Annotated in this window: 23 protein-coding genes; 13 read left to right on the top strand and 10 right to left on the bottom strand. The window is 68.8% G+C overall.

From position 1 onward, the window contains the following. The first annotated feature begins 4 nt into the window (after nucleotides 1–4). The 5 genes from AC07S4_RS22855 to AC07S4_RS22835 are packed head-to-tail and all read left to right on the top strand — an operon-like array spanning nucleotide 5 to nucleotide 6,268. Complete coding sequence (locus AC07S4_RS22855) at nucleotides 5–964, top strand: stage II sporulation protein M (protein WP_494988805.1); 960 nt, start codon at nucleotides 5–7, stop codon at nucleotides 962–964. Further along, nucleotides 954–2,561 carry a hypothetical protein gene (locus AC07S4_RS22850; protein ID WP_494988804.1) on the top strand — a complete coding sequence of 536 codons (1,608 nt, stop codon included), beginning with the start codon at nucleotides 954–956 and terminating at the stop codon, nucleotides 2,559–2,561. Before AC07S4_RS22855 ends, AC07S4_RS22850 begins: the two co-directional genes overlap by 11 nt. Further along, on the top strand, nucleotides 2,558–3,895 hold the full coding sequence (locus AC07S4_RS22845) for a DUF4350 domain-containing protein (RefSeq protein WP_494988803.1): 1,338 nt from the start codon (nucleotides 2,558–2,560) through the stop codon (nucleotides 3,893–3,895). The genes AC07S4_RS22850 and AC07S4_RS22845 overlap by 4 nt, the downstream gene beginning before the upstream one ends. Next, nucleotides 3,879–4,907, top strand: a complete 1,029-nt coding sequence (locus tag AC07S4_RS22840; protein ID WP_494988802.1) for an AAA family ATPase — start codon at nucleotides 3,879–3,881, stop codon at nucleotides 4,905–4,907. The genes AC07S4_RS22845 and AC07S4_RS22840 overlap by 17 nt, the downstream gene beginning before the upstream one ends. Further along, the gene (locus AC07S4_RS22835; protein WP_494988801.1) at nucleotides 4,904–6,268 is read left to right on the top strand and encodes a DUF58 domain-containing protein; all 1,365 of its coding nucleotides are present in this window, start codon (nucleotides 4,904–4,906) and stop codon (nucleotides 6,266–6,268) included. The genes AC07S4_RS22840 and AC07S4_RS22835 overlap by 4 nt, the downstream gene beginning before the upstream one ends. Here the strand turns inward: AC07S4_RS22835 and AC07S4_RS22830 are convergent. After that, nucleotides 6,263–6,841, bottom strand: coding sequence for a DUF805 domain-containing protein (locus AC07S4_RS22830; RefSeq protein ID WP_494988800.1), 579 nt, complete (start codon nucleotides 6,839–6,841; stop codon nucleotides 6,263–6,265). The genes AC07S4_RS22835 and AC07S4_RS22830 overlap by 6 nt on opposite strands. Before the next feature lie 53 nt (nucleotides 6,842–6,894). Between AC07S4_RS22830 and AC07S4_RS22825 the strand changes: the two genes are divergently transcribed. Beyond that, on the top strand, nucleotides 6,895–7,842 hold the full coding sequence (locus AC07S4_RS22825) for an alpha/beta fold hydrolase (protein WP_494988799.1): 948 nt from the start codon (nucleotides 6,895–6,897) through the stop codon (nucleotides 7,840–7,842). 32 nt (nucleotides 7,843–7,874) lie between these two features. Here AC07S4_RS22825 and AC07S4_RS22820 read toward each other — a convergent pair whose 3' ends face one another. After that, a complete protein-coding gene (locus tag AC07S4_RS22820) occupies nucleotides 7,875–9,299 on the bottom strand; it encodes a M16 family metallopeptidase (protein WP_494988798.1) in 1,425 nt (474 codons plus the stop codon). A gap of 10 nt (nucleotides 9,300–9,309) precedes the next feature. Next, nucleotides 9,310–10,716: a M16 family metallopeptidase gene (locus AC07S4_RS22815; RefSeq protein ID WP_494988797.1), complete on the bottom strand. Its 1,407-nt coding sequence runs from the start codon at nucleotides 10,714–10,716 to the stop codon at nucleotides 9,310–9,312. A gap of 158 nt (nucleotides 10,717–10,874) precedes the next feature. Here AC07S4_RS22815 and AC07S4_RS22810 point away from each other — a divergent pair, with 158 nt between their 5' ends. The 3 genes from AC07S4_RS22810 (at nucleotide 10,875) to AC07S4_RS22800 (ending at nucleotide 14,072) form a co-directional block, all read left to right on the top strand. Further along, the gene (locus tag AC07S4_RS22810) at nucleotides 10,875–11,339 is read left to right on the top strand and encodes a cache domain-containing protein (protein WP_494988796.1); all 465 of its coding nucleotides are present in this window, start codon (nucleotides 10,875–10,877) and stop codon (nucleotides 11,337–11,339) included. A gap of 108 nt (nucleotides 11,340–11,447) precedes the next feature. Next, on the top strand, nucleotides 11,448–13,721 hold the full coding sequence (locus tag AC07S4_RS22805) for a putative bifunctional diguanylate cyclase/phosphodiesterase (protein ID WP_494988795.1): 2,274 nt from the start codon (nucleotides 11,448–11,450) through the stop codon (nucleotides 13,719–13,721). Between the two features lie 12 nt (nucleotides 13,722–13,733). Further along, on the top strand, nucleotides 13,734–14,072 hold the full coding sequence (locus AC07S4_RS22800) for an HNH endonuclease (protein WP_494988794.1): 339 nt from the start codon (nucleotides 13,734–13,736) through the stop codon (nucleotides 14,070–14,072). 63 nt (nucleotides 14,073–14,135) lie between these two features. Here the strand turns inward: AC07S4_RS22800 and AC07S4_RS22795 are convergent, their stop codons facing one another. Next, entirely contained in the window at nucleotides 14,136–14,465 is a 330-nt protein-coding gene (locus AC07S4_RS22795) for a YciI family protein (protein ID WP_494988793.1), read from the bottom strand. A 121-nt stretch (nucleotides 14,466–14,586) separates the two neighbouring features. Then, complete coding sequence (locus AC07S4_RS22790) at nucleotides 14,587–15,489, bottom strand: LysR family transcriptional regulator (RefSeq protein ID WP_494988792.1); 903 nt, start codon at nucleotides 15,487–15,489, stop codon at nucleotides 14,587–14,589. Nucleotides 15,490–15,589: 100 nt separating this feature from the next. On the opposite strand from AC07S4_RS22790, the gene AC07S4_RS22785 reads away from it, so the two are divergent. Together AC07S4_RS22785 and AC07S4_RS22780 are read left to right on the top strand one after the other, a co-directional pair. Next, the gene (locus AC07S4_RS22785) at nucleotides 15,590–16,249 is read left to right on the top strand and encodes a glutathione S-transferase family protein (RefSeq protein ID WP_494988791.1); all 660 of its coding nucleotides are present in this window, start codon (nucleotides 15,590–15,592) and stop codon (nucleotides 16,247–16,249) included. After that, complete coding sequence (locus AC07S4_RS22780; RefSeq protein WP_494988790.1) at nucleotides 16,246–17,010, top strand: SDR family NAD(P)-dependent oxidoreductase; 765 nt, start codon at nucleotides 16,246–16,248, stop codon at nucleotides 17,008–17,010. The genes AC07S4_RS22785 and AC07S4_RS22780 overlap by 4 nt, the downstream gene beginning before the upstream one ends. Here the strand turns inward: AC07S4_RS22780 and AC07S4_RS22775 are convergent. The 4 genes from AC07S4_RS22775 to AC07S4_RS22760 all read right to left on the bottom strand — a co-directional run bounded on the left by AC07S4_RS22775 (nucleotide 16,998) and on the right by AC07S4_RS22760 (nucleotide 21,698). Next, on the bottom strand, nucleotides 16,998–17,978 hold the full coding sequence (locus AC07S4_RS22775) for a zinc-dependent alcohol dehydrogenase family protein (protein ID WP_494988789.1): 981 nt from the start codon (nucleotides 17,976–17,978) through the stop codon (nucleotides 16,998–17,000). The two genes, AC07S4_RS22780 and AC07S4_RS22775, sit on opposite strands and share 13 nt — an antisense overlap. 119 nt (nucleotides 17,979–18,097) lie before the next feature. Then, a complete protein-coding gene (locus AC07S4_RS22770) occupies nucleotides 18,098–19,003 on the bottom strand; it encodes a LysR family transcriptional regulator (RefSeq protein ID WP_494988788.1) in 906 nt (301 codons plus the stop codon). A 21-nt stretch (nucleotides 19,004–19,024) separates the two neighbouring features. Beyond that, nucleotides 19,025–21,088, bottom strand: coding sequence for a prolyl oligopeptidase family serine peptidase (locus AC07S4_RS22765; protein ID WP_494988787.1), 2,064 nt, complete (start codon nucleotides 21,086–21,088; stop codon nucleotides 19,025–19,027). A gap of 181 nt (nucleotides 21,089–21,269) precedes the next feature. Then, on the bottom strand, nucleotides 21,270–21,698 hold the full coding sequence (locus tag AC07S4_RS22760) for a hypothetical protein (RefSeq protein ID WP_494988786.1): 429 nt from the start codon (nucleotides 21,696–21,698) through the stop codon (nucleotides 21,270–21,272). A 148-nt stretch (nucleotides 21,699–21,846) separates the two neighbouring features. Here AC07S4_RS22760 and AC07S4_RS22755 point away from each other — a divergent pair, with 148 nt between their 5' ends. Both AC07S4_RS22755 and AC07S4_RS22750 read left to right on the top strand, forming a co-directional pair. Then, nucleotides 21,847–22,335: a GNAT family N-acetyltransferase gene (locus AC07S4_RS22755; protein ID WP_494988785.1), complete on the top strand. Its 489-nt coding sequence runs from the start codon at nucleotides 21,847–21,849 to the stop codon at nucleotides 22,333–22,335. Continuing rightward, on the top strand, nucleotides 22,335–22,688 hold the full coding sequence (locus AC07S4_RS22750; protein ID WP_494988784.1) for a nucleotide pyrophosphohydrolase: 354 nt from the start codon (nucleotides 22,335–22,337) through the stop codon (nucleotides 22,686–22,688). Before AC07S4_RS22755 ends, AC07S4_RS22750 begins: the two co-directional genes overlap by 1 nt. Nucleotides 22,689–22,710: 22 nt before the next feature. On the opposite strand, the gene AC07S4_RS22745 is transcribed toward AC07S4_RS22750, so the two are convergent. Beyond that, a complete protein-coding gene (locus tag AC07S4_RS22745) occupies nucleotides 22,711–23,616 on the bottom strand; it encodes an alpha/beta hydrolase (RefSeq protein ID WP_494988783.1) in 906 nt (301 codons plus the stop codon). Nucleotides 23,617–23,626: the final 10 nt, after the last annotated feature.

The following is a 23,626-nucleotide window of genomic DNA, read 5'->3' as shown; positions in this document are numbered from 1 at the left end:
GGCCATGAAACAGACCCAGTTCGAACAGCAGCACGCCGCCCTGTGGGAGGCGATCGACGCCATCCTGCAAAACCGCTCCGAAGAGCCGGCCGCCCTGCCCGCGCTGTACCGCCGGCTGTGCCAGTGCCTGGCGCTGGCCGGCCAGCGCGGCTACTCGCCGGCGCTGACCGACTACCTGCAGGCGCAGGCGGCGGCCTGCCATTTGCGCCTGTACGGCGCGGTGGCCGAGCGTCCGCGCGCGCTGCTGGAATGGCTGCTGGTGGACTTTCCGCGCCGCGTGCGCGCCGAGTGGCGCCTGCTGCTGTTGGCGGCGCTGGCCGTGTTCGGCGTGGCGCTGGCCCTGGGCCTGCTGGTCTGGCAGCACCCCTACTGGGCGCACAGCTTCATCGATCCCGAACAGCTCGACAAATACCGCCGCATGTACCGGCCCGGCCGCATCGACCTGGGGCGCGGCCAGGAGGGCGACCTGCAGATGTTCGGCCACTACATCTGGAACAATGTGTCGATCTGCTTCCGCACCTTCGCCGGCGGCATCTTCGGCGGCCTGCCTTCGCTGCTCAGCCTCGGTTTCAATGGCATGCACATGGGCGTGATCGCCAGCTGGCTCAGCATGGACCCGCTGACGCGCCTCAATTTCTGGTCCTTCGTGGTGACCCACTCCAGCTTTGAAATCACCGGCCTGGTGCTGGCCGGCCTGTCCGGCATGCGCCTCGGCCTGGCGCTGATCGCGCCCGGCCGCCTGAGCCGGCGCCACGCGCTGCACGCCAGCAGCCGCGCCATGTTCCCGGTGATTACCGGCGCGGCCATGCTGACCCTGCTGGCCGCCTTCGTGGAAGCCTTCTGGTCCGCCAGCGCCGCCGTGCCGCCGCCGGTGAAGTTCGCCGTGGGCGGCGTGTGCTGGACTGCAGTGATCGCCTTCTTCCTGCTGGCGGGCCGCCGCCGTGGAGCGCCGCATGCGGATTGACCAGCTGCGCATCGCGCTGCGCCCGCGCCCGGCGCCGCAGGCGCTGGACCTGGGCTTCGCGCTGCTGCGCGCGCACGCGGGGCCGGTGTACAAGACCTGGCTGGCGCTGTGGCTGCCGCTGTGCGCGCTGTCGGTGGCGCTGATCTTCCTGCTGCCGGACTACACCATGTTGTGGATGCTGCTGCCCTGGTGGCTGCGGCCGCTGCTGGAACGCGGCCCGCTGTATGTGCTGTCGCGCCAGGTGTTCGGCGAGGACGTGAGCTGGCGCCAGGCGCTGCGGGCCTGGCCGCAGCAGCTGGGCGGCGGCTGGCTGCGCCAATTGACCTGGTGGCGCCTGGTGATGCCGGGACGCGGCTTGTACCAGCCGGTGTGGCAGCTCGAACAGGCGCGCGGCGCGGCCGCCAGCGAGCGCCGCGCCGCCCTGGGCCGCAACGGCACCGGCGCCGCCGCCTACCGCTTCGGCCTGGCCTGCGCCCACTTCGAAGGGGTGCTGAACTTCGGCATGATGGCGCTGGTGGGCCTGTTCCTCAGCGACGTCACCATGAATCCGCTGGCCCTCCTGGCCAAGGGTACGCACAGCACGCTGGTGGACATGCTGGCCATGCTGTTCTACGGCGTGGCGGGCGGCGTGATGGGTCCCATCTACACGGCCTGCTGCTTCACGCTCTATCTGAACCGGCGCGCCACGCTGGAGGCCTGGGACCTTGAAATCACGCTGCGCCAGATCCAGGCGCCGGCGGCGCGCCACCAGCCGCAGGCGGGCCATGCGCGGCCGCTGCTGCTGGCCGTGCTGGCCTGCATGGCCGCTGTGCTGATGGCGGCGGCCCCTGCGCCGCGCGCCGCAGAGCTGCAGCCGGCCGCTCCCGCCCCCGCGCCGGGCGGCGTGCAATGCGCGCGGCCCAGGCAACTGCCGGACGTGGTGGGCAAGCACGCGCCGCCGCACAGCATGGAACAGGCGCTGCTGCGCAAGGAGCTGCGCCAGTTGTACAACAGCGACGACCTGCGCGGCTATAAATGCGAGGACAGCTGGCACTTGAAGGACTTCAAGTCGCCCAAGCCCAAGCAGCCGCCCAGGATGCCCGACCTGAGCGCGCTGGCCTTTGCCCTCAAGCTGGTACTGATCGCCAGCGCCGTGATAGTGGCGGCATGGCTGCTGCACCGCTATCGCGGCAAGTTCGCATGGCTGCTGCCTGCGCCCGAGGTGCTGGCGGCAACCGAAATCGCGGGGCTGGACATCCGCGCCGAGAGCCTGCCACCCGACGTGGCGGACGCCGTGCGCAGCCTGTGGACGCGCGGTGAACGGCGCGCGGCGCTGGCCCTGCTATACCGGGCCACCCTGTCGCGCCTGGTGCAGCAGGACGGCTTGCTGCTGGCGCAGGGCGCCACCGAAGGCGACTGCCTGCGGCTGGCGCAGCTAGCCGCCCTGCCGCCCGCGCGCTACGCCATCGCCGCCACCGCCACCACGCTGTGGCTGAACGGCGCCTACGGTGCGCGCTGGCCGGACAGCGCCGCGCTCCACGCCGCCTGCGATGCGTGGCGCGCGCAATTTGATGCGGCGGCCGTTGCGGCCTCCGCGCCGGCCGGGGAGCTGCCATGAGCGCGGGCCGGGGCACAAGACGCGCGCTGACCGCGCTGGCCTGCGCGGCCGCGCTCGGCGGCTGCGTGTGGCTGTGGTACGCCGTCATGGAACGCTCGCCCGCTGCGGTGAACTACGTCTCCCCGCTGGCCATCAGCAATCCCATGCTGGCGGCCGGCACGCTGCTCAAGCAGCACGGCTACACCGTCAGCGTGGAGCAGCGCCTGAGCGGCGCACGCCTGTCCGCCCTGCCCGGCGGCATGCTGGTCCTGGCGGACAACACCGGCCAGGTCGACCCGGTGCAGGCGGAGCAGCTGATGGACTGGGTCCGGCGCGGCAACACCCTGCTGATGCAGCCCAAGTGGGTGCCGGTGCGGCCCGGCGGCAGCGACAAGACCGACCGCCTCGACCCGCGCAAGCGCGTGGTGCCGCTGACCGAGCCCGACCCGCTGGGCAAGCGCTTCGGCGTGGGCCTGAGCTACCGCAGCAAGCTGCGCGCCGATTGCGACCATCCCGCTGCGCAGCTCCCGGCCACCAATCCGGACGATGACGACGAGGACCTGGACGAGGAAGAGGACGCGGAAGACAGCGAAGACAGCGGCGCGGAAGCAGCCCAGGCGCCCAAGAAGGAGCTGCGCCAGCTCACCTGCGTCACCCTGCCCGGCGGCGCCTATCCGCTCGCGCTCGATACCGGCACCGAAGTGCTGTACCCGCTGCACGCCAGCGCCACGCCGCTGTGGAGCGACGCCGACGGCGCCTCGGTGCGCGTGTATGGTGAGGGCAAAGGCCATGTGGTCATGGTGTCGGACAACTACTTCAACAACCAGCGCCTGCCGCGCTACGACCACGCCGAGCTGCTGCTTGGCCTGGCGGGCCTGAACCAGCAAGGCCGCAACGTGATGCTGGTGCTGCATGCCGACGCGTCGCCGTGGTACGCGCTGCTGTGGCAGGCCGCGTGGATGCCGCTCAGCGCGCTGGCGCTGCTGCTTGCGCTGCTGTTGTGGCGCGCGGCGCGCCGCTTCGGTCCCCTGCTGCCGGATCCGTCCACCGAACGCCGCGCCCTGCTCGAACACATCGAAGCGAGCGGCAACTGGCTATGGCGCGCCGCCGGCGGCCGCGACACGCTGCTGGCCGCCGCGCGCCAGGAAACCCTGGCCCTGCTGCGGCGCCGCGCGCCGGAACTGCAGCAGCTCGGCGCGGACGAGCAGGCGGCCCGCCTGGCGCGTCTGTGCAGCGCCCAGCTGGCCGACATGCGCGGCGCGCTGCACGGCCCCGCCGCGTCCCAACCGGCTGCGTTCACGCGCCAGATCCAGCTACTCCAACAAGTGAGAAACCTATATGAGCGAAAACAGTAGCGACAACCAATCCCAGACCTCCGGCGAGGACGGCGGCAGCGCCATCGGCGCCGAGCGCCTGCAGCAGGCGCTGGACATTGTGCGCCGCATGGGCGAGGAGATCCGCCGCGCCGTGGTGGGACAGCAGGAAGTGATAGACCAGGTGCTGGCCTGCATGCTGGCCGGCGGCCACGTGCTGGTGGAAGGCGTGCCCGGGCTGGGCAAGACGCTGCTGGTGCGCGCGCTGGCCAAGACCTTCGCCGGCCAGTTCTCGCGCATCCAGTTCACGCCCGACCTGATGCCGGCCGACGTGATGGGCCACGCCGTGTTCGACCTGAAGAACCAGACCTTCAGCGTGCGCAAAGGCCCGGTGTTCGCCAACCTGCTGCTGGCCGACGAGATCAACCGCGCGCCCGCCAAGACGCAGTCCGCGCTGCTGGAGGCGATGCAGGAAAGCCAGGTGACCATAGAAGGCGAAGCCCACGCGCTGGCGCCGCCCTTCATGGTGCTGGCGACGCAGAATCCGCTGGAGAACGAGGGCACGTATCCGCTACCGGAAGCGCAGCTGGACCGCTTCCTGATCAAGGTGCGCATCGGCTACCCGAGCGAGAACGAGGAGCAGGCCATGCTGCAGTCGGTCACGCGCAACCGCGTGGGCGACGGACTGGACGTGGCCGCCGTGGCCACGCTGGTCAAGCCGGAAACGGTGCTGGCGCTGCAGCAGCTGGTGGCGCGCATCCGGGTCGACGACAGCGTGGCCAACTACGCCGTGCGCCTGGTGCGCGCCACGCGCGACTGGCCCGGCATCGCCATCGGCGCCGGGCCGCGCGGCAGCATCGCGCTGGTGCGCATGGCGCGCGCGATGGCCCTGCTGGCCGGGCGCGACTATGTCACGCCGGACGACATCAAGCTGGCCAGCCTGCCGGTGCTGCGCCACCGCATCGCCATCTCGCCGGAAAGCGAACTCGATGGCCTGAACAGCGACCATCTGCTGGCTGCGCTGGTGCAGCAGATCGCCGCGCCGCGCGCATGACGCCAGCGCGCCGCCTGCTGCAACTGCTGCTGGCCTGGGCCGCGCTCGGCGCCGCCGCTTCCGTCCCCGCACTGGCCGGCCTGGCCCGGCCGCTGGCCGCGCTGTGGTGGCTGGCAGGCGCCGCCCTGCTGGCCGCCGCGCTGGCGGACGCCTGGCAGGCGCTGCGCCCGCCGCCGCTGCGGCTCGAGCGCCAGCTGCCCGGCGTGCTGCCGGTGGAGCTGTGGCACGCCGTCACGCTGACGGTGCACAACCTCGGCACGCGCCCGCTGCGCCTGGACCTGTTCGACGGCTACCCCGCCGCCTGGGCACTGGAAGGCATGCCGCACGCCTGCACCGTGGCCGGCGGCGGCTACACGTCCGTGGTCTACCGGGTCAAGCCGGACCAGCGCGGCAACGCGCGCTTCGGCCAGCCGCATGTGCGCGTCAGCTCGCCCTGGGGCCTGTGGCAGCGCACGCGCCGCATCGGCCCCGAGCAGACGGTGAAGGTGTTCCCCGATTATTCCCGCCTGCTGGGCCAGACCCTGCAAGCGACCGAACGCCGCGCGCCGGCGGCCGGCGCCATCCGCAAGCGGCGGCGCGGCGAAGGCACGGACTTCCGCCAGCTGCGCGAGTACCGCCAGGGCGACAGCCTGCGCTCGATAGACTGGAAGGCCACGGCGCGCCAGCGCAAGCCCATCGCCCGCGAGTACCAGGAGGAACGCGACCAGCAGGTGGTGTTCCTGCTCGACTGCGGCCGCCGCATGCTGGCGCGCGACCAGGACGGCGCGGACCGCAGCAGCCATTTCGACCACGCGCTGCAAGCCGTGCTGACGCTGGGCTTCGTGGCGCAGAAACAAGGCGATTCGGTGGGATTGATGACCTTTGGCGCGGCCTGCGTTGGCGGCGCCTCGGCGGGCGCCAGCGGGCGCTGGCTGGCGCCGGCCAAGGGCCGCGCCGGTTTCGACCGCCTGCTGGCGGGCGTGTATGATGTGCAGCCGGATGAAACCGCGCCCGACTACACGCAGGCGGCGGGCGCCCTGATGAACAAGTTGAGCAAGCGCGCCTTCGTGGTGCTGATCACCAATCTGCGCGACGAGGACGACCAGGCCATGCGCAGCGCCTGCGAGCTGCTCGGCACGCGCCACATGGTGCTGTGCGCGAGCCTGCGCGAACAGGCGCTGGACCGCGCCGTGGCGGCGCCGGTGGCCGGCTTCCAGGACGCGCTGCGCCAGCCCGCCGCCATGCTGTATCTGCAGCAGCGGCGCGAAGCCATACGGCGCCTGGGCTTGCGCGCCAGCGCCCTGGTGGACGTGGCGCCCGGCCAGCTCAGCGCCGCCTTGATCGGACGCTATCTGGACATCAAGGAAAGCGGGCAGCTATAAGCCGCGCACCGATGCGGCTTTCGCGCGCGTCGAGTAGTCCTGGTAGGCCGGGATTGCGATGGCGGCCAGGATGCCGATAATGGCGACGAGCACCGGCAGCCCAAGGCCGATCACCTTGATCGTGGTGCTGTTGGGCGACGGGGGGGCGCCGAAATCGTTGCTGCCCTCGTCGCCGGGCGCGAAGATCAGGTACAGGGAAACGATGAAGTTCAACAGCGGCACCCACAGCAGCAGCGACCACCAGCCGGAGCGGTTGACGTCGTTGAAGCGGCGCTTGGCCAGCACAAAGCTGAACACCAGCAGCGGCAGATAGAGCAAGGTGCTGATGCCGACGATGGCTTCCGGGTTGTTGGCCATTACGCCCGCCGCGCCCAGTATCCCCATCAGGATGGTGACCGGCAGCATATTGATGAGGGATATGAGGAACAGATAGGCCATATAGCGCAGGCGGCCGATCCGGCCGCGCCAGGCCCACAGCCGGGGCTCGTAAGTGTCCTTGCCGGACTCCAGGCCGGACAAGTCGGCGCTCGGCGCCGAATAGGGATTGGGCGTGTTCACGGTGTTTGCTCCCATGGTTTGTTATTAGTAATTACGCAATACTACTTGGTTTACAAGGAAAATCGGCAATGGACCCACAACAATTCGTTTATTTCTTCAGCGCCCTGCTGTCGCTGGGCGCCGCGCTGCTGATGGCGCTGGTGCTGTTCGACCGCCTGGCGCCGATGACGGCGGCGCGCGCCGGCATTGCGCTGGAGCGGCTGCGCTCCGGCCTGCGCCTGCGCCAGGCCGGCGTGGCCGGCTTCGCCATGCCCTACCTGGAAGGCGGCAAGGGCGAGCCGCTGGTGCTGCTGCACGGCTTCGCGGGCGACAAGGACAACTTTACCCGCATCGCGCGTTTTCTCACGCCGCATTACCGCGTGATCGCGCCGGACCTGCCCGGCTTTGGCGACGCGGGCCGCGACCCGCAGGCAGGCTACGGCATCGCCGAGCAGGCCGAACGCCTGCGCGCGCTGCTGGACCAGATTGCGCCGGGCCGTGTCCACCTGGGCGGCAATTCCATGGGCGGCTTTATCGCCGCGCAGTTTGCCGCCGCCTACCCGGAGCGCGTGGCCAGCCTGTGGCTGCTGGACGCGGCGGGAACGGAAGCGTCGCACAGTTCCGAAGTGCTGAAGCGCTACGAGGCCAGCGGCGACATGCCGCTGCTGGTGCGCGAGGAGCAGGAATACGGCGCGCTGGTGGACGCCTGCACGCGGGAGCGCCCCTTCCTGCCGCATTCCGTGCTCACCGCGCTGGGACGGCGCGCGGTGGCCGACTTCCCGCTGCACACGGCCATCATGCAGCAGGTGGCGGCCTCGCCATTGCTGCAGGCGCAGCCGCAGTACGCCGCGCTGCCGGCGCTGGTCGTCTGGGGCGAGCAGGACGGGATACTGCATCCGTCCGGCGCCGCCGCCTTCGGCCAGCTGTTCCCCCGCAGCCGCGTGGTGATGATGCCGGGCGTGGGCCATTTGCCTATGGTGGAAGAACCACGCCGCGCCGCGCAGGATTACCTCGAGTTCCGGCGCGGGCTGGCCTGAGCGGCGGGTTACGCGCTGCGCGCTAACCCGCCCTACCGGTCGGTCACCGTGAACTCGCCGAACTCCTTGAGCTGCTCGGCCACGGCGGCCTTGTCGCCCACCACCACGATGGATTGCGTCTCGGGCGTGAAGTACTTCTTGCCCATGTCGCGCACCTGCTCCGCGCTCACCTTCTGGATCTTCGGCACGAAGCTGCCCAGCGTTTCGGGCGGCAGGCCCACCAGCCAGTTGTTGGCCAGCGTGCCGGCCACCGCGCCCTGCAGCTGGTTCGTGATCAGGTAGGAACCCGCCACGTAGCGCTTGTTCATGCTCAGTTCCTCGTCGCCCACCAGCTCCGTGCCCAGCTTGCGGTATTCCTTGAAATACTCGCCCAGCGCGGCGCCGGTCACTTCGTTGCGCACGTCCGCGCCGCCGATGATGGCGCCGCCGTTGCGGCTCATGCGCGCGCCGGCCGAGGCGCCGTAGGTGTAGCCCTTCTCTTCGCGCAGGTTGAGGTTGACGCGGCTGCTGAAGCCGCCGCCCAGGATGGTGCTGGCCAGGCGCAGCGGCACGTAGTCCTCCACGCTGGCGGCGGCGCCGGGACGGCCCAGGCGCAGCGTGGACTGCACGCTGCCCGCGCGTTCGAGCAGCAGGCGCTGCGGCGGCATGGAGGCGGCTGCGGCCGGGGTGTCCGGCAGCGCCGGGCCGGTGGACTTCCAGCTGCCGAAGGCCGCTTCGGCCAGCTTCATGGCGTCCGCTTCTTTGATGCGGCCGGTGATCACCAGCAGGCTGCGCTCGGGACGGAAGCGCTTGGCGTGCTCGGCGCGCAGCAGCGCCGCGTCGACCGAGGTGATGGCTTCGGCGGTGGCGGTGGTACGGCCGTATGGATGGTCGCCATAGACCACGCGCGAAACGGCGCGCTCGGCGCGGAAGGACGGACGCGCTTCGGCCGCCTTCAGCGCCTGCAGCGCATTGGTCTTGGCCAGCTGCACTTCGGCGTCCGGGAAGGACGGCTCGCGCGCCACTTCGGCCAGCAGCGCGGCCATGGGTGCGGCGTTGGAAGCGAGCGCGTTGCCGTAGACGGTGATGCCGTCGTTGCTGGTGCCGGCGCCCACACTGCCGCCCATGCCTTGCGCCGCCTCGGCCACCGCGCGCGAACTGCGCTTGGCGGTGCCTTCGTTGAGCAGATTGGCCAGCAGGCTGGCGAAGGCCGGATGCTGGGCGTCGTCGGCCGCGTAGCCGGCGCCGCGCACGGCCAGCACGAAGTCCACGCGCGGCAGGCCGGTGCGCGGCACCACCCACACTTCCAGGCCGTTGGCCAGCGTCTTGCGGGCGATCTTGGGCACGGGCAGCGGCTTGTCCGCGCCATAGGCGGGCACCGGCGAGGCGGCAGCGGCGGGCGCCTTGGCGGCGGTCTGGGCGTGCAGCACGGGAGCGCACAGCGTGGAGATGGCCACGGCCAGTATCAGTTTCTTCATGGTGCGGTCCTTATTTGTTGGCGGCTGGGGCGGCGGCAGGGGCAGTTGCGGGCGCGGCGGCGGGCGGCGCTTTCGGCGCCGGCTTGCGGTCGATCACGGTGCGGTTGGCCTTGGTCAGATAGGTGGCCGCCACGCGCTGCACATCGGCCGATGTCACGCCTTCGATCCAGCCCGGAATCTTGTTCACCACCTTGGCGTCGCCCCACAGGGTTTGCAGCTTGGCCAGCGTGTCGGCGCGGTTGATGTAGCTTTCCAGCTTGTTGTACCACTGGGCCAGCATGGCGGTCTTCACGCGCTGCAGCGTAGCGGCGTCCACGCCTTCCCTGGCCACCTTGGCGATCTCCTCGTCCATGGCCGCCAGCACCGCGTCGGCGCTGCTGGTGGGCTTGTACATGCTGAACACGGTGAACAGGGTCGGGCCGTCGTATTCCCACGGGCCGGTCAGGCCGTACAGCGGCGACAGGTTGAGCGACAGCTCGCGCCCTTTCACCAGGCCCAGGTAGAGGCGCGAGGCGTCGCCGCCGGCCAGCAGCTCGCCCAGCACCGCCATCGGAGCCTGGTCCTTGCTGCCGCGCGCCGGCATCTTCCACGCCGCCGCCAGCGCCGGTACCTGGGCCAGCGCGTCGCTCTGCTCGACGCGCTTCTCGGCCGTGTTCAGGCCTTCGCTGAAATCGCCGAAGGCGGGCGTGGCGCGCTTGGGTATCGCGCCGAAGTACTTCTGCGCCAGCGCGTAGCCCTGCTGCGGCGTGACGTCGCCGGCGATGGCCAGCACCGCGTTGTTGGGGCCGTAATAGTCGCGGTGGAAGGCGCGCACGTCGTCCAGGCTGGCGCCCTCCAGGTCCTTGAAGCTGCCGTAGCCGTCGTGGTTGTTTTCCCACTTCTGGAAGGCGTGCTGGCCAATGTCTATCCACATGAAGCCGCCGTAGGGCTGGTTCTTCACGTTGACGCGGATTTCCTCCTTCACCACGTCCTGCTGGTTCTTCAGGGTTTTCTCGTTGAAGTCCAGGGTCTTCATGCGGTCCGCTTCCAGCCACAGGATGGCGTCCAGCGCGGAAGCGGGCGCGGTCTCGATGTAGTTGGTGAAGTCGGCGCGGGTGGAGCCGTTGTTGTTGCCGCCGCCGCCGGTGATGGTCTTGTCGAACACGCCCTTGGGCGCGTTCGGCGTGCCCTGGAACATCAGGTGCTCGAACAGGTGCGCGAAGCCGGTGCGGTTCTGCGGCTCCAGCCGCATGCCCACCTTGTACACCACGCTCACGCCCACGGTGGGCGAGCTGTGGTCTTCGGTGACGATGACGGTCAGGCCGTTGTCCAGTTTCTTGACGTGGACCGGCACGTCCCAGCGGTCGGCACTGGCCGCTTGCGCGGACAGCGACAGCATGGCGGCGGCCAGCAGGACGGGAATTTGGCGCATGCGCATAAGGTAAACCTTTCTAGTGAGGATGGAGCGTTCGGCTTTTTGCCGAACCTGCAATTTTGCCTGTTGCATAGCAAAAGATACTCACCAATTATTGCAAGCGCCATCTTTTTTTTTTCAGTTAAGATGGGCCCACATCCACAATGTTGGGAGGCGTGTCCATGAAACGACGGCTGATGCTACTGACTCTCGGTACCACCCTGCTACTGGCGCAACTGCCGGCCCGCGCCGCCGAACGCGGCACCGCCGAGGAGGCCATGGCCATGGCGAAGAAAGCCATCGCCTACCTGAAGGCGCACGGCAAGGACAAGGCCTTCGCCGAGATCAACGACCCGCGCGGCCAGTTCACCGACCGCGACCTGTACGTGGTGGTGTATGACCTGAACGGCAAAAACCTCGCGCACGGCCAGAACCCGCGCATGATAGGCAAGGACCTGATCGACATCCGCGACGGCGACGGCAAATACTATATGCGCGAGCGCATCGAGATCGCCAAGACCAAGGGCAAAGGCTGGCAGGACTACAAATTCCTCGACCCGCTGACCAAGAAGATCGAGCCGAAATCAATGTACGTCGAGAAGGTGGACGACGTCATCATCGGCTGCGGCATCTACAAGCCGCAATAAGGCCCCCGCCCGGCAAGCCGTGACAGCCTGCGGCTTTGCAGGTAACATGTCTGGTCAGCAACAACAACACCTCATACCTATGTTACTGGCCAAGAAGGGGGGCTGCGAGTGGCAGCGCTAAACGACGTCGCGCACTGGCGCGGCCAGATCTTTACGCGCATCCTGCAGTTCGTCCTGGGGCTGGGCGTGATCACGGCGGTGCCCAGCATGCTGCTCAGCATAGCCGAGAACCTGTGGTCGGTGGTGGTGCTGGACGTGGCGGCGCTGGTCTGGATCTTCGGCATCCTGCGCCTGACCAGCGTGAGCTTCCGCACCCGGGTGCTGAACTTCCTGGCCGTCACCTTCATCTTCGGCGTGGGCCTGCTGGTGAAAGTGGGGCCGGTCAGCCAGATCTACCTGATGGCCGTGCCGGTGCTGGCCGCGCTGCTGCTCGGCCTGCGCGCCGGCCTGTGGGCGCTGGCCATCGACAGCGCCGCGCTGCTGGTGATCGGCTTCTACACCAACACCATTCCCGACCTGCAGGGGCTGGAACTGGCGGCCTTCCTCAAGTGGTCCGTCATCACCTCCAACTACCTGTTCATTACGGCCGTGCTGACCTTGTCGTGCGGCGTGCTGCTGCAGCGGCTGGAAAAATCCATCGGCGACCTGCGCGCCACCGCCGCCTCGCTGGAACAGGGGCAGCAGGAGCTGACCGCGCTGAACGCCGAGCTGCGCCTGACCGCCGCCGCCGTGGCGCGCCTGAACGACATGGTCAGCATCGCCGAAGTGGCGGGCACCGAGCAGCGCATCATCTTCGTCAACCGCGCCTTCGAGCGGCGCAGCGGCTACAACCGCGACAGCATGCTGGGCGGCAGCCTGCGCCTGCTGCAAGGGCCGGACACGGCCACCGGCACGCTGGACCGCATCGCCCAGGCCATGGCGCGCAGCGAGGCGGTGCGCGCCGAGCTGCTCAACTACACGCGCTACGGCGAACCGTACTGGGTGGAGCGCGAGCTGGTGCCCATCTCCGACGAGGGCGGCAACAACACGCACTGGGTGGCGGTGGAGCGCGACATCACCGAGCGCAAGAAATCCGAGGACGACATCCACCGCCTGGCCTATTTCGACGTGCTGACCGGCCTGCCCAACCGGCGCCTGCTGATGGACCGCATCGACAAGCTGCTGGCCAGCTCGGAGCGCAACAGCCAGTACAGCGCGGTGATGTTCATCGACCTGGACAACTTCAAATACATCAACGACGCGCGCGGCCACGCCATCGGCGACGCGCTGCTGAAGAACGCGGCGGCGCGCCTGGCGCAGCTGATGCGCAAGGCCGACACGGTGGCGCGCATCGGCGGCGACGAGTTCGTGGTGCTGCTGGCCCACCTGAGCGGCGTGCACGCCACGGCGGCGCATTCGGCGCTGGTGGTGGCCGAGAAGATACGGCTGGCCATCGCGGACGATTTCGTGATCGAGGGCCAGACCTACAGCAGCTCGGCCAGCATCGGCGTGACGCTGCTGCCCAAGGGCGAGCAGAGCGCGCAGGACCTGCTGCGCGAGGCCGACATCGCCATGTACCGCGCCAAGGCGGACGGGCGCAACGGCATCGCCTTCTTCGAGGCCGCCATGCAGGCCGAGGTGGAGCAGCGCCTGAACATGGAGCGCGACCTGGCCGCCGCCATCGACAACCGCGAGCTGGCCATGCACTACCAGCCGCAGGTCGACCGCGACGGCCGCATCATCGGCGCCGAGCTGCTGATGCGCTGGCAGCGCGCAGACGGCAATTGGGTCTCGCCGGCGCAGTTCATTCCGCTGGCCGAGGAGTCGGGCCAGATCCTGGCGCTGGGCGCCTGGGCCATGCGCCAGGCCTGCGAGGGCGTGCTGCAATTGCTGGCGGCCGGCCACCGGCTGCCGCTGTCGGTCAACGTGAGCCCCAGCCAGTTCCGCCAGCCCCTGTTCGTCGAGGATGTGCGCGCGCTGCTGGCCGAAACCGGCGCGCCGGCCGAGCTGCTGATCTTTGAAGTGACCGAAGGCCTGCTGGTGGAAAAACTGGAAGACACGGTGCTGCGCATGCGCCAGCTGGCCGCGCTGGGCATCCGCTTCTCGATCGACGATTTCGGCACCGGCTATTCCAGCCTGGCCTACCTGAAGAAAATGCCGCTGTACGAACTGAAGATCGACCGCAGCTTCATCCAGGACACGCCGGCCGACGCCTCGGTGACGGCCATCGTGCAGACCATCCTGGCGATGGCGCACCACCTGGGGCTGAAAGTGGTGGCCGAGGGCGTGGAAACGCAGGCCCAGGCCGACTTCCTGGTCAACAACGACTGCCACGGCCTGCAAGGCTATCTGTACGCCCGCCCCGCCCCGCTGGACGCGCTGCTGGCGCGGCTGGGCGGCTAAGGAGACACGGAGATGGAATTACTGATCGTCGCGCTGGTGGTGCTGGCAGGCGCCCTGGCGTATTCGCTGCGCGCCGCCGGCACCAAGCCGGTCAAGGGCAGCGATTTCTACGTCGTTTCGCGCGACGGACGCGTGCTGCGCAACCGGGGGCCGCAAGTGAAGTGCCTGCGCGCGCTGGCCTTGCCGGAGGGGCTGCGCGTCACCCTGAGCAACGGCAGCCGCACCGGCCAGTTCTTCGTGCACGACCTGGTGGCCGAAGCGCACCTGCCCAATCCGAAAGGCCGCAGCCTCGTGCGCCACAAGGACGGCAACAAGCGCAACAACACGGTGGCCAACCTGGAGTGGTACTGAACTACGCGGTATTCCAGGAGGCGGATACGGCTTGGGAAAAACCGAAACAATAGAAGTCCAAGGTTAGGTGTGGAACGGCACCCAGAACATCTTCACCTCGACATTCAGCATGCCCGACTTCACGGTCGGGTCGTCGCTGCCGATGCGGATGGCTTCGGCCAGGTCCGCCGCCTTGAAGATGGTCATGCCGCCGTCCGCCAGCACGCCGTGCAGGCCGCCGGCCTTTTCCATGAAGGGGCCGCTGAGCACTGTGCGGCCCTGCTCCTGCAGCTTCATCATGTAGCCCACGTGCTCCATGAACTCGGGCTGCTCGTTGTATTTCACGCCCTGTACCCAGTTCGGGCCTGGCGACTGGAAGGCGACAAAGTAGTGCGGGCCGTTTTCGTCTATCATTTTTAACTCCGTTAGCTTGGTTGTTCCGAGAACGCCTCGGGTAGGTACAAGATAGCGCCGCGCAGCGCGCTCCGGTAGACGCGGCCGGGGCATACCTGCCATGCCTGGCCGGCATGCCCTGCTAGCGCAGGCCGAACGGCGTTTTCGCCAGCTGTTCCTCGACAAAGGCAATGAAGGCGCGCGCCCTGGGACCGGCGTGCCGTCCGCCCGGCAGCACGGCCCACAGGTCCAGGCGGGGCATGTCCCAGTCTTCCAGCACCGCGCATACCTGGCCGCTTGCCAGTTCGTCCGCGAAGATCCACTCCGCCGCCACCGCCACGCCCAGCCCGGACAGCACCGCCGCGCGCACGCCCTCCAGCGCGCTGACGCGCAGGCGCGGTTTCAGCATCACCCTGCGCGAGCCGCCGTCCTTGTGGAAGGAAAAAGCGTCGCCGCCTTCCGCGCGCGAAAACACGACGGCGGGATGGTCCGCAAGCTCCTCCGGCAGCAGGGGCGTGCCGCGCCGCCGCAGGTAGTCCGGCGCTGCCACCACCATCCTTCGGCACTGGCCGATGCGGCGCGCGGCCATACCGGAGCTGGGCAGCCTGCCCATCCTGAACGCCACTTCCACCCCCTCCTCGATCAGGCCCACGTTGCCGTCGTCCAGCAGCAGCTCGATTTCCAGGCCGGGATGGCGGTCCAGGAAACCGGGCAGCTGAGGAATGATGTACTGGCGCATAAACGTCACAGTCCCGCCAACGCGCAGCTTCCCCGACATGGCCTCGGGTTCGCCGTGCATCGCCTTCAGGGCGGCATCGGCCTCGTTCAGCGTCCTTACGGCGTGCAGGTAGAAGGTTTCGCCCGCGCCGGTCGGCGCCAGGCCGCGCGTCGAGCGCAGGAACAGCTTGGCCGCCAGCCGCTCCTCCAGCTGGGCAATCGACTTGGACAGCGTGGGCTGCCCCAGCCCCAGGCTCCTGGCGGCCATGCTGAAAGAGCCGGTCTCGTAGACGCGCACAAAAGCGCGCATGGCGCCGATCAGATCCATGGCCATTCCGATCCGGCATAAAAGTTATCGCCGCCTGCTCCGTACCCACACAAAAACCTTTCCACGATACTGGCCTCCCGCAAATCAAATGGAACGAACAATGAAACTCTATGGTGACCCTGGCTCCGGCAGCACCCGCCGCGTACTCGCCGCGCTGTACCACATCGGCGCCGAATTCGACTTCGAGCTGATAGACCTGTTCAAGGGCGACAACCGCACCCCGGAATTCCTGGCGTTGAACCCGAACGGCATGATTCCCGTGCTGGTCGATGGCGGCACGGTGCTGTTCGAAGCGTCCGCCATCAACCTTCACCTGGCGGAGAAATTCCGCTCCGGCCTGCTGCCTGCAGGCGCCGACCGCGCGCAGACGCTGCAATGGATGTTCTGGGCCGCAGAACACTGGCGCCAGGGTCCGCCCGCGCTGTTCACGGAACGCATCGTCAAGGTGGCCATGAGCGCGCCGCAGGACCCGCGCGTGATTGCCGACGCCGACGCGTCCATCCGCAAGTTCGCCACCGTCCTGGATGCGCACCTGCAGGAGCGCCGCTACGTGGTTGGCGACAGCGTCACCCTGGCCGACTTCGACCTGGCCGCCACCTTCAGCCACCTGACGCGCACCCATCCGCCCTACTCCGAGTTCCCCAATGTGATGGCCTGGCACCAGCGCCTGCTCGACGAAGTGCCGGCCTGGTCGCGCACCCGCGACGAGGTTGAAACCCGCATGGCCGCCCTGATGGCCGCGCTGGGAGGCAAGCAATGAGCGCCCTCCCCAAGCCGCTGGCCGGCAAGGTGGCCCTGGTGACCGGCGGCGCGCGCGGCTTGGGCGCGGCCACCGCCAAGGCCCTGGCCGCGCAGGGAGCGGACGTGGCGTTCACGTTCGTCTCGCCGGACTCGATTCCCAAGGCGGCCGCCGTGCAGGCGGAGATCGAACGGCTCGGCACACGCGGCCTGCCGCTGCAAGCCGACCAGGCCGACGCAGGCAAGGCGGCGCAGGTGATCCAGTCCGTGATGGAACGCTTCGGGCGGCTGGACATTGTGGTCAACAGCGCCTCCATCGACCGCTTCGGCAGCGCCGACGATGCGCAGCGCGACGAGGCCGTGTTTGAGCACTACTGGGCGGTGGCCAATACCGGCTTCCGCGCCATGGTGCGCGCCGCGTCGCGCGTGATGGGCGACGGCGGGCGCTTCGTCTTTGTCGGCTCCAACCTTGGCGTGCGTCCCGGCGCGCCGGGGATGTCCGACATGGCCTCGATCAAGGCCGCCATCGACGGCTACGCGCGCGGCGCGGCGCGCGACCTGGCCGAACGCGGCATCACGGTGAACGTGGTGCACGCGGGCTTTATGGAGACCGACATCAACGCCCACATGCGCGACGCCATCAAGCCGATGCTGCAAAACCTGTGCATCAAGCGCTTCGGCCGCCTGGAGGAAGTCATCGCGCCCATCCTGTTCCTGGCCAGCCCGGCGGCGTCCTACATCACCGGCGCCATCATCGACGCCGACGGCGGCTACAACGTCTGATCCTGGAGGTCGAGCAGCACCTTGCCGCCGCGCTGGGCATGCGCGACGGCGTCGGCGATGCGCGCCATCGGGTAGGTCGCGGCGATGGGCTGTTCCAGCTTGCCGGCGCGGATGAACTCCGCCGTCTCGCGCAGCAAGGTGTCCATCTGCGCGTCGTACTGCGGGCGCGCCTGGTAGAAGGCGTGCAGGCGCACGGCCTTGCGCAGCAGGGGCCGCAGGTCGGCCGGTATCGCCGGATCGCCGCCCGAGAAGGCATACGACACCAGCGAGCCGCCGTGCGACAGGCCGTCGAGCAGGCGCAGCGTGGATGCGCCGCTCACGCCGTCCAGCGCCAGCCGCACCCGCCCGCTGTCGCTCAGCGCGCGCACCGTGGCCACGCTGTCGGACGTGTCCAGCAGCACGATGTCGCCGCCGGCCGCCTGCACTTCCACGATGGCCGATACGCGGCGCACCAGATTGATGGTCTTGATGCCGCGCGCCCGCGCGAACGCAATCACCGAGCGGCCCACGCCGGAGCTGGCGGCGTTCTGTATCACCCAGTCGCCCGGTTTCAGTTCGCCGTGCTCGCTCAGCAGCAGCGCCGCCGTGGGCGGATTGATGCGCATCATGGCGGCCTGCTGCGGGCTGATCCCGTCCGGCAGCGCAAACAGGCCGGCGGCGGTTACCACCATGCGCTCGCGCCAGGTGTAGCTGTACAGCGGCGCCACCACACGGTCGCCCGGCGCCAGGTGGAGCACGCCCGCGCCCACGGCCAGCACTGTGGCCGAGCCTTCGTTGCCGACAGGGCTGGGCAGCTCCGGGCGGCGCGGGAAGGCGCCGCTGATCAGCAGCAGGTCGTTGAAATTCACAGGGGCGAACTCCATTCCCAGCAGGACTTCGCCCGCGCCAGGCGCTGGCGGTTCCGGCAAGTCGGCGAGGTGCAGATTGGTGAGGGGATTGCCGAAGGCAGTCAGCTGTATGGCGCGCATGGTGGTACTCCGTATGGTGGCTTGGACGGTTTGTCCATACGGAAGATAGGCGGCGGGGGCGATGCGGGGAAGACCGGCGGCGGGCATAGCTGCTATGCCCGCCAGGCATGCGCGCGCGGCTAGCGCACTTTCAGCAGCGGGGAGGCGGCAAACAGTTCCGCCAGATAGTCGACCAGCGCGCGGGTTTTGCCGGCCAGGCGGCGGCCGCCGGGCCAGACGGCGTGGATGGGAAACGGTTCCGGCGCGCAGTCCGCCAGCAGCGGCGCCAGGCGCCCGGCGGCCACGTCGCGCGCGTACAGCCAGGCCGCGTTGTGGCCTATTCCCAGGCCGGCCAGCACGGCGGCGCGCACGTATTCGGCGTCGTTGCTGCGCAGCGGCCCTTGCGGCACAAACTTCACGTCGCCGGTGGCGTCCCTGAACTCCCAGGGGCGCGGCGCGTCGTGCGCCATGAAGGCGACGCAGTGGTGCTGCTGCAGGTCGTCCACCACGGCGGGCGTGCCGGCCCGCGCCAGGTAGGACGGCGCGGCGACGGTGAGATAGCTCATGCTGCCGATGCGGCGCGCCATCATGCTGGAATCGCTGAGCGGCCCCACGCGGATCGCCAGGTCCATGCCCTCCTCGACCAGGTTGACGTAGCGCTGCGAGACATGGAAGTCGATGCTGACGCCGGGATAGCGCTCGAAGAAGGCCGGCAGGTGCGGCACGATCTCCATGCGGCCGAAGGCCGGCGACAGCGCCACCCGGACCACGCCGCTGGGCGCGGCGTCCCCTTGGCCGACGCTGCTCTCCAGCGCGTCCACCCGCTCGACGATGTCGATGGCGGATTCATAGAAATCCTGGCCGGCCCCGGTCAGGCTCAGGCCGCGCGACGTGCGGCGCAGCAGTTGCGCGCCCAGCTTCGCTTCCAGGCCCGCCACCACCTTGCTCACCGTGGGCTGCGTGACCCCGGTGGCGCGCGCCACCTTGGAAAAATTCCCGGATTCGGCCACCCGGATGAACAGCCTCATGACATCGATACGGTCCATACGGGTGCGCCTTTCAGGGCCTTACTGCTTGGTGTACTTGTTCAGCCAGTCCAGCACCGTATGGTGCCACAGCACGGAGTTGGCGGGCTTGAGTACCCAGTGGTTTTCGTCAGGGAAGACCAGCAGCTTGCTGTCTATGCCCTGGCGCTGCAGCGCGGTGAAAGTGCCCAGCGCTTGCGCGGTCGGGATGCGGAAGTCCAGGTCGCCCTGCACCACCAGCATCGGGGTCTTCCACTTGGCCACGTGGTGCACCGGGTTGAACTTCTCGTGCGACTCGGCCGCCTTGTAGTACGGGCCGCCGTATTCCCACTCGGTGAACCAGATTTCCTCGGTCGAATAGGCCATGCCGCGGATGTCGAACACGCCGTCGTGGTTGACGATGCACTTGAAGCCGTCGGCCCAGTTACCCTCGATCCAGTTCATCATGTAGCCGCCGTAGGATGCGCCCAGCGCGCAGCTGCGCTCGCGGTCCAGCCACGGGAACTTGGCCACGGCCGCGTCCATGCCCTTCTTCAGGTCTTCCAGCGGCTTGCCGCCCCAGTCGCCGCTGATGGAGTCGGTGAAGGCCTGGCCGTAGCCGGTGGAGCCGTGGAAGTCGATGAACACGGTGGCGTAGCCCGCGCCGGCGTACACCTGCGGGTTCCAGCGGTAGCTCCAGGAATTGCCGAAGCTGCCCTGCGGGCCGCCGTGCACCAGGAAGGCGATCGGGTATTTCTGGCCCGGCTGCGCGTTCCACGGCTTCATCACGTGGCCGTACACGGTCTCGCCGTTGGCGCCCTTGAAGGAGAACTGCTCGTACTCGCCGAAGCGCACGTCGGCCAGCGCGGCCTCATTCACGCTGGTCAGCTGTTCAGGCTTGGCGGCGGCGCCCAGCTTGAATTTGTACAGCTGCGCGCCGGAGGCCAGCGAGGCCTGCGCCATCACCACGGTGTCGCGCGCGACGCTGAAGGCGGACACATAGCCCGGGCCGGAGACGGCGCTGGCCTTGCCGCTGGCGGCGTCGATGCTGAACAGGCGGTGCTGGCCCACGTCGTCGGCGGTGGCCAGCAGGGTCTTGCCGTCCGGCGCCCAGCGGTAGTCGGCCACGGAACGGTCCCAGGCGTCGGTCAGCGCGCGCTTCTTGCCGCTGGCGACGTCCATCAGCACCAGGTGGAAGCGGTCGGCCTCGAAGGTCGGGCGCTTCATGGCGGTGTAGGCCAGGGTTTTGCCGTCCGGCGAGAACTGGGCGCGGGTGTCCCAGGCCGGGTTGTCGGCGGTCAGGTTGCGCGGTTCGCCGCCGGCGGCGGGCACGCTGAACAGGTCGAAGTTGGTGGACCAGGCTTCGGTCTTGCCGGCCACGCGGGCCGAGAACACCACGGTCTTGCCGTCCGGGCTGAACTGGTATTCGTCATGGTCGCCGAACGGCTTCGACGGCACGTCGCCGTCGATGCTGCCGCTCAGGCTCACCGGCGCGGCGCTGACCTTGCCGCTGCCGTCGATGGGGGCGGTGTACAGCACGTTGTTGCGGCCGTCGTTCCAGGTGTCCCAGTGGCGCACGAACAGGCGGTCGTAGACCTTGCCGGTGGCCTTGTTTTTCGCTTGCGCTTCCACGCGCGCCTTGCTGCAGGCCAGGTCCGCGCAGTCGCGGAACACGGCCAGGCTCATGGCCAGGCGGTCGCCCTGCGGCGACAGGCGGAAGTTCTCCACGTCCACCGGCAGGTCGGTCACGCGCGCCGCTTCGCCGCCGGCCAGCGGCAAGCGCCAGACCTGATTGCTGCCGCTGCGCGCGGACAGGAAGTAGACGGCGTCGCCGGAAGGCGACCATTCAGGGTCGGTGCTGCTGGCGTCGGCCTGGGTCAGGCGCACCGGCGCCGGCTTGGCCGCGCGCAGGTCCAGCATCCACAGCTGGGTATTGCCGCGGTTCTTGTCCATATTCGTGGCGCGCACCGTGTACACCACTTTCGACGCGTCCGGCGACAGCAGCGGGCTGCCGACGCGTTCCATTTTCACCAGGTCTTCCACGGTAAAGCCGCGCGGTGCGGCCTGTGCGTGCTGAACACCGGACGCGGCCAGCGCGGCCGCCAATACCAGCAGACGTAATTTCATGCGGTTTATCTCCGACATCGTTATAAAAAAGGCCAGCTTGTGGCTGGCGCAGTCGGACATCATACCAAGATTCGGGGATAAAAGAGGCCCGCCGGCCGCGCCAGGGAGGACGAAGCCGGCGGAAAGGGAGACACCACGGGCGGCGGACTCGCCCGTGGCTTGCTACACGAATCGGCGCCGCCTAGCGCAGCGACACCAGCAGGTACTGCACCGGCTCGCCGGCCACGCGCGGGGTCCGGGCGATCAGCAGATCGCCGCCCAGATCGCCGTCCGCCTTGCGTTCAAAACGCATCTGCAGGCTGCGGTCCAGCGCGACAAAGCTTTGCAGCCCGGTGCCGACAATTTCGGTGCGTTCGCCATCGTCGAGCTGGGCGTACATGCGGCGGCCTTGCGAGGTCAGTTGCAGCAGGCCGCCGTTGCTCAAGTCGTAGGCGCCCTTGTAGGCGCCGAAGTCCACCGCATTCAGGCCCAGCCTGTGCTCCGGCACGACGATGGCCAGGCCGGTGGCGGGCACGCGCACCGGATCAACTATTTGCGGGTCCTGCGCCGTTTGCCCCATGGCGGCAATGCTAACCATGGCCAGCAGCGACGCCAGCAGCAGTTTTTTCATGACGCTCTCCTTGCGGTTGGAAGCGGGCGCTCTTTTACCCCGCCATGATTCAATATAGCCAGCTTTCACGGCGGCGGGATAGTATTTTTCTCGCGCCGGCAGGGCGTGCATAGCGGCCCTGCATGCCCCTCGCCGGGCTTGCGCTACAATGCAGGCACACCTGTTTTTCGCCTCCATCACGACCATGAATATCGCTTTCGAAACGCCGGACCAGCCCGAAGTCATCGCCCTGATTGCCGACCTGGATGCCTACCAGTTGACGCTGTATCCGCCGGAGAGCGTGTATGCGCTGGACCTGGCCTCGCTGAAGCAGCCCAATGTGCTGTTCACGGTGGCGCGCAACGCGGACGGCGCGGCGGTCGGCTGCGGCGCCATGGTGGTGACGCCCGAATTCGCCGAGGTCAAACGCATGTATGTGCGGCCGGAGGCGCGCGGCCAGGGCCTGGCGCGGCGCATGCTCACCACACTGGAGCAGGCGGCGGCGCAGCGCGGCAGCAGCGTGTACGCGCTGGAGACCGGGCCGGCGCAGCCGGAGGCGATTGCGCTGTACGAGCGCCTGGGCTACCAGCGCTGCGGCCCGTATGGCGATTACCGCGACGATCCGCTCAGCGTCTTCATGCGCAAGCAGGTGGCGTGATGGAAAAGGACAGCCTGATTGAACTGCGCGACCTGGCGCGCGCCTTCGCGGCCGAACGCGACTGGGGGCAGTTCCACACGCCGAAGAATCTGGCGATGGCGCTGACGGTGGAGGCGGCTGAACTGGCCGAGCATTTCCAGTGGCTGCCCACCGGCGCCGCGCACGAACTCGACGAGCGCAAGCGCGTCGGCATCCGGCACGAGCTGGCGGACGTGATGCTGTACCTCATCCAGCTGGCCGACAAGACCGGCGTGGACCTGCGCAGCGCGGTGCTGGAGAAGATGGAACTGAACCGCGCGAAATACCCCGCCGAGCAGGTGCGCGGGGATATGCGCAAGTACAACGAGTATTAAAGCGGCGGATTAACGCGGCGGATTAAGGCAGCGCCAGGGCCTTGCGGATCTCGGCGTACACCAGCTGCCACGCCGGCGAGCTGGCGGCCACTTCGTCGTAATGGCTGGCGTTGGGCAGCACCACCACCTCGGCAGCGTCCCCCGCTGCCTTTGCGCGGCGCGCGTAGTCCTGCGCCACGCGCACCGGCGAGACCGTATCCAGCTCCCCCGTCACCAGCACCGTGCGCACGCCGGCCGGCAGCAGCTCGGCGGGCGAGGTGTCCGAAAACACGTCCGGGCGCGCCGCGCTGGGCAAGCCCGCCAGCTGCACCATGTCGCGCTCGCAGCTGGTCTTGATCAGGGCTTCCTCGTTGCGCAGGTCCGCCAGCCCGCCCAGGCTGATCACCTGGGGAATGGCCAGCGGCGCGGCGCGGTAGGCGGGGCTGGACTGCGGCAGCTTGTGGCGCGAGGCGGCCCATTGCGCCAGATGCCCGCCCGCCGAATGGCCCATAGCCACCAGGCGCGCGAGGTCCAGCTGGTGCGCGGCGGCTTCCTGCTTCAGCCGGTCCACGGCCGTGGCCACGTCCTGGTACATGCCGGGGTAGCCGCCGCCCTCCTCGTCCACGCGGCGGTACTCCACGTTCCACACGGCGATGCCGTTTTTAACCAGCGCGCCGGCCATGTTGCGCATCTGCGTGATGCCGCCGAAATGCACGGTCCAGCAGCCGCCGTGGATCAGTATCACCACCGGGAACGGCCCCGGCCCGGCGGGCTTGTATAGTTCGGCGAATTGCGACGGCGCGCTGCCGTAGGCGATGTGCAGCTGCGGCACGGGGCCGCTCAGGGCCAGGTAGTCCTGCAGCGTCATGGGCGCGGCGGCCTGCGCGCTGCCGCCGGCGGCGCCGGCAATGGCGGCGGCGCAAAGCGTCTTGCGTAGTGTGGTCAGCATGGGTTGTCCA

This window comes from Pseudoduganella sp. GW821-FHT05F09 (genome assembly GCF_059419605.1).
The sequence above is the reverse complement of the archived record's forward strand: the minus strand, read 5'-3'. Positions and strand labels throughout refer to the sequence as shown.

Bases quoted from the DNA above. Each gene is read 5' to 3' on its own strand.
- AC07S4_RS22855 (WP_494988805.1), top strand. From the start codon at position 5: ATGAAACAGACCCAGTTCGAACAGCAGCACGCCGCCCTGTGGGAGGCG.
- AC07S4_RS22850 (WP_494988804.1), top strand. From the start codon at position 954: ATGCGGATTGACCAGCTGCGCATCGCGCTGCGCCCGCGCCCGGCGCCG.
- AC07S4_RS22845 (WP_494988803.1), top strand. From the start codon at position 2,558: ATGAGCGCGGGCCGGGGCACAAGACGCGCGCTGACCGCGCTGGCCTGC.
- AC07S4_RS22840 (WP_494988802.1), top strand. From the start codon at position 3,879: ATGAGCGAAAACAGTAGCGACAACCAATCCCAGACCTCCGGCGAGGAC.
- AC07S4_RS22835 (WP_494988801.1), top strand. From the start codon at position 4,904: ATGACGCCAGCGCGCCGCCTGCTGCAACTGCTGCTGGCCTGGGCCGCG.
- AC07S4_RS22830 (WP_494988800.1), bottom strand. From the start codon at position 6,841: ATGGGAGCAAACACCGTGAACACGCCCAATCCCTATTCGGCGCCGAGC.
- AC07S4_RS22825 (WP_494988799.1), top strand. From the start codon at position 6,895: ATGGACCCACAACAATTCGTTTATTTCTTCAGCGCCCTGCTGTCGCTG.
- AC07S4_RS22820 (WP_494988798.1), bottom strand. From the start codon at position 9,299: ATGAAGAAACTGATACTGGCCGTGGCCATCTCCACGCTGTGCGCTCCC.
- AC07S4_RS22815 (WP_494988797.1), bottom strand. From the start codon at position 10,716: ATGCGCATGCGCCAAATTCCCGTCCTGCTGGCCGCCGCCATGCTGTCG.
- AC07S4_RS22810 (WP_494988796.1), top strand. From the start codon at position 10,875: ATGAAACGACGGCTGATGCTACTGACTCTCGGTACCACCCTGCTACTG.
- AC07S4_RS22800 (WP_494988794.1), top strand. From the start codon at position 13,734: ATGGAATTACTGATCGTCGCGCTGGTGGTGCTGGCAGGCGCCCTGGCG.
- AC07S4_RS22795 (WP_494988793.1), bottom strand. From the start codon at position 14,465: ATGATAGACGAAAACGGCCCGCACTACTTTGTCGCCTTCCAGTCGCCA.
- AC07S4_RS22790 (WP_494988792.1), bottom strand. From the start codon at position 15,489: ATGGATCTGATCGGCGCCATGCGCGCTTTTGTGCGCGTCTACGAGACC.
- AC07S4_RS22785 (WP_494988791.1), top strand. From the start codon at position 15,590: ATGAAACTCTATGGTGACCCTGGCTCCGGCAGCACCCGCCGCGTACTC.
- AC07S4_RS22780 (WP_494988790.1), top strand. From the start codon at position 16,246: ATGAGCGCCCTCCCCAAGCCGCTGGCCGGCAAGGTGGCCCTGGTGACC.
- AC07S4_RS22775 (WP_494988789.1), bottom strand. From the start codon at position 17,978: ATGCGCGCCATACAGCTGACTGCCTTCGGCAATCCCCTCACCAATCTG.
- AC07S4_RS22770 (WP_494988788.1), bottom strand. From the start codon at position 19,003: ATGGACCGTATCGATGTCATGAGGCTGTTCATCCGGGTGGCCGAATCC.
- AC07S4_RS22765 (WP_494988787.1), bottom strand. From the start codon at position 21,088: ATGAAATTACGTCTGCTGGTATTGGCGGCCGCGCTGGCCGCGTCCGGT.
- AC07S4_RS22760 (WP_494988786.1), bottom strand. From the start codon at position 21,698: ATGAAAAAACTGCTGCTGGCGTCGCTGCTGGCCATGGTTAGCATTGCC.
- AC07S4_RS22755 (WP_494988785.1), top strand. From the start codon at position 21,847: ATGCAGGCACACCTGTTTTTCGCCTCCATCACGACCATGAATATCGCT.
- AC07S4_RS22750 (WP_494988784.1), top strand. From the start codon at position 22,335: ATGGAAAAGGACAGCCTGATTGAACTGCGCGACCTGGCGCGCGCCTTC.
- AC07S4_RS22745 (WP_494988783.1), bottom strand. From the start codon at position 23,616: ATGCTGACCACACTACGCAAGACGCTTTGCGCCGCCGCCATTGCCGGC.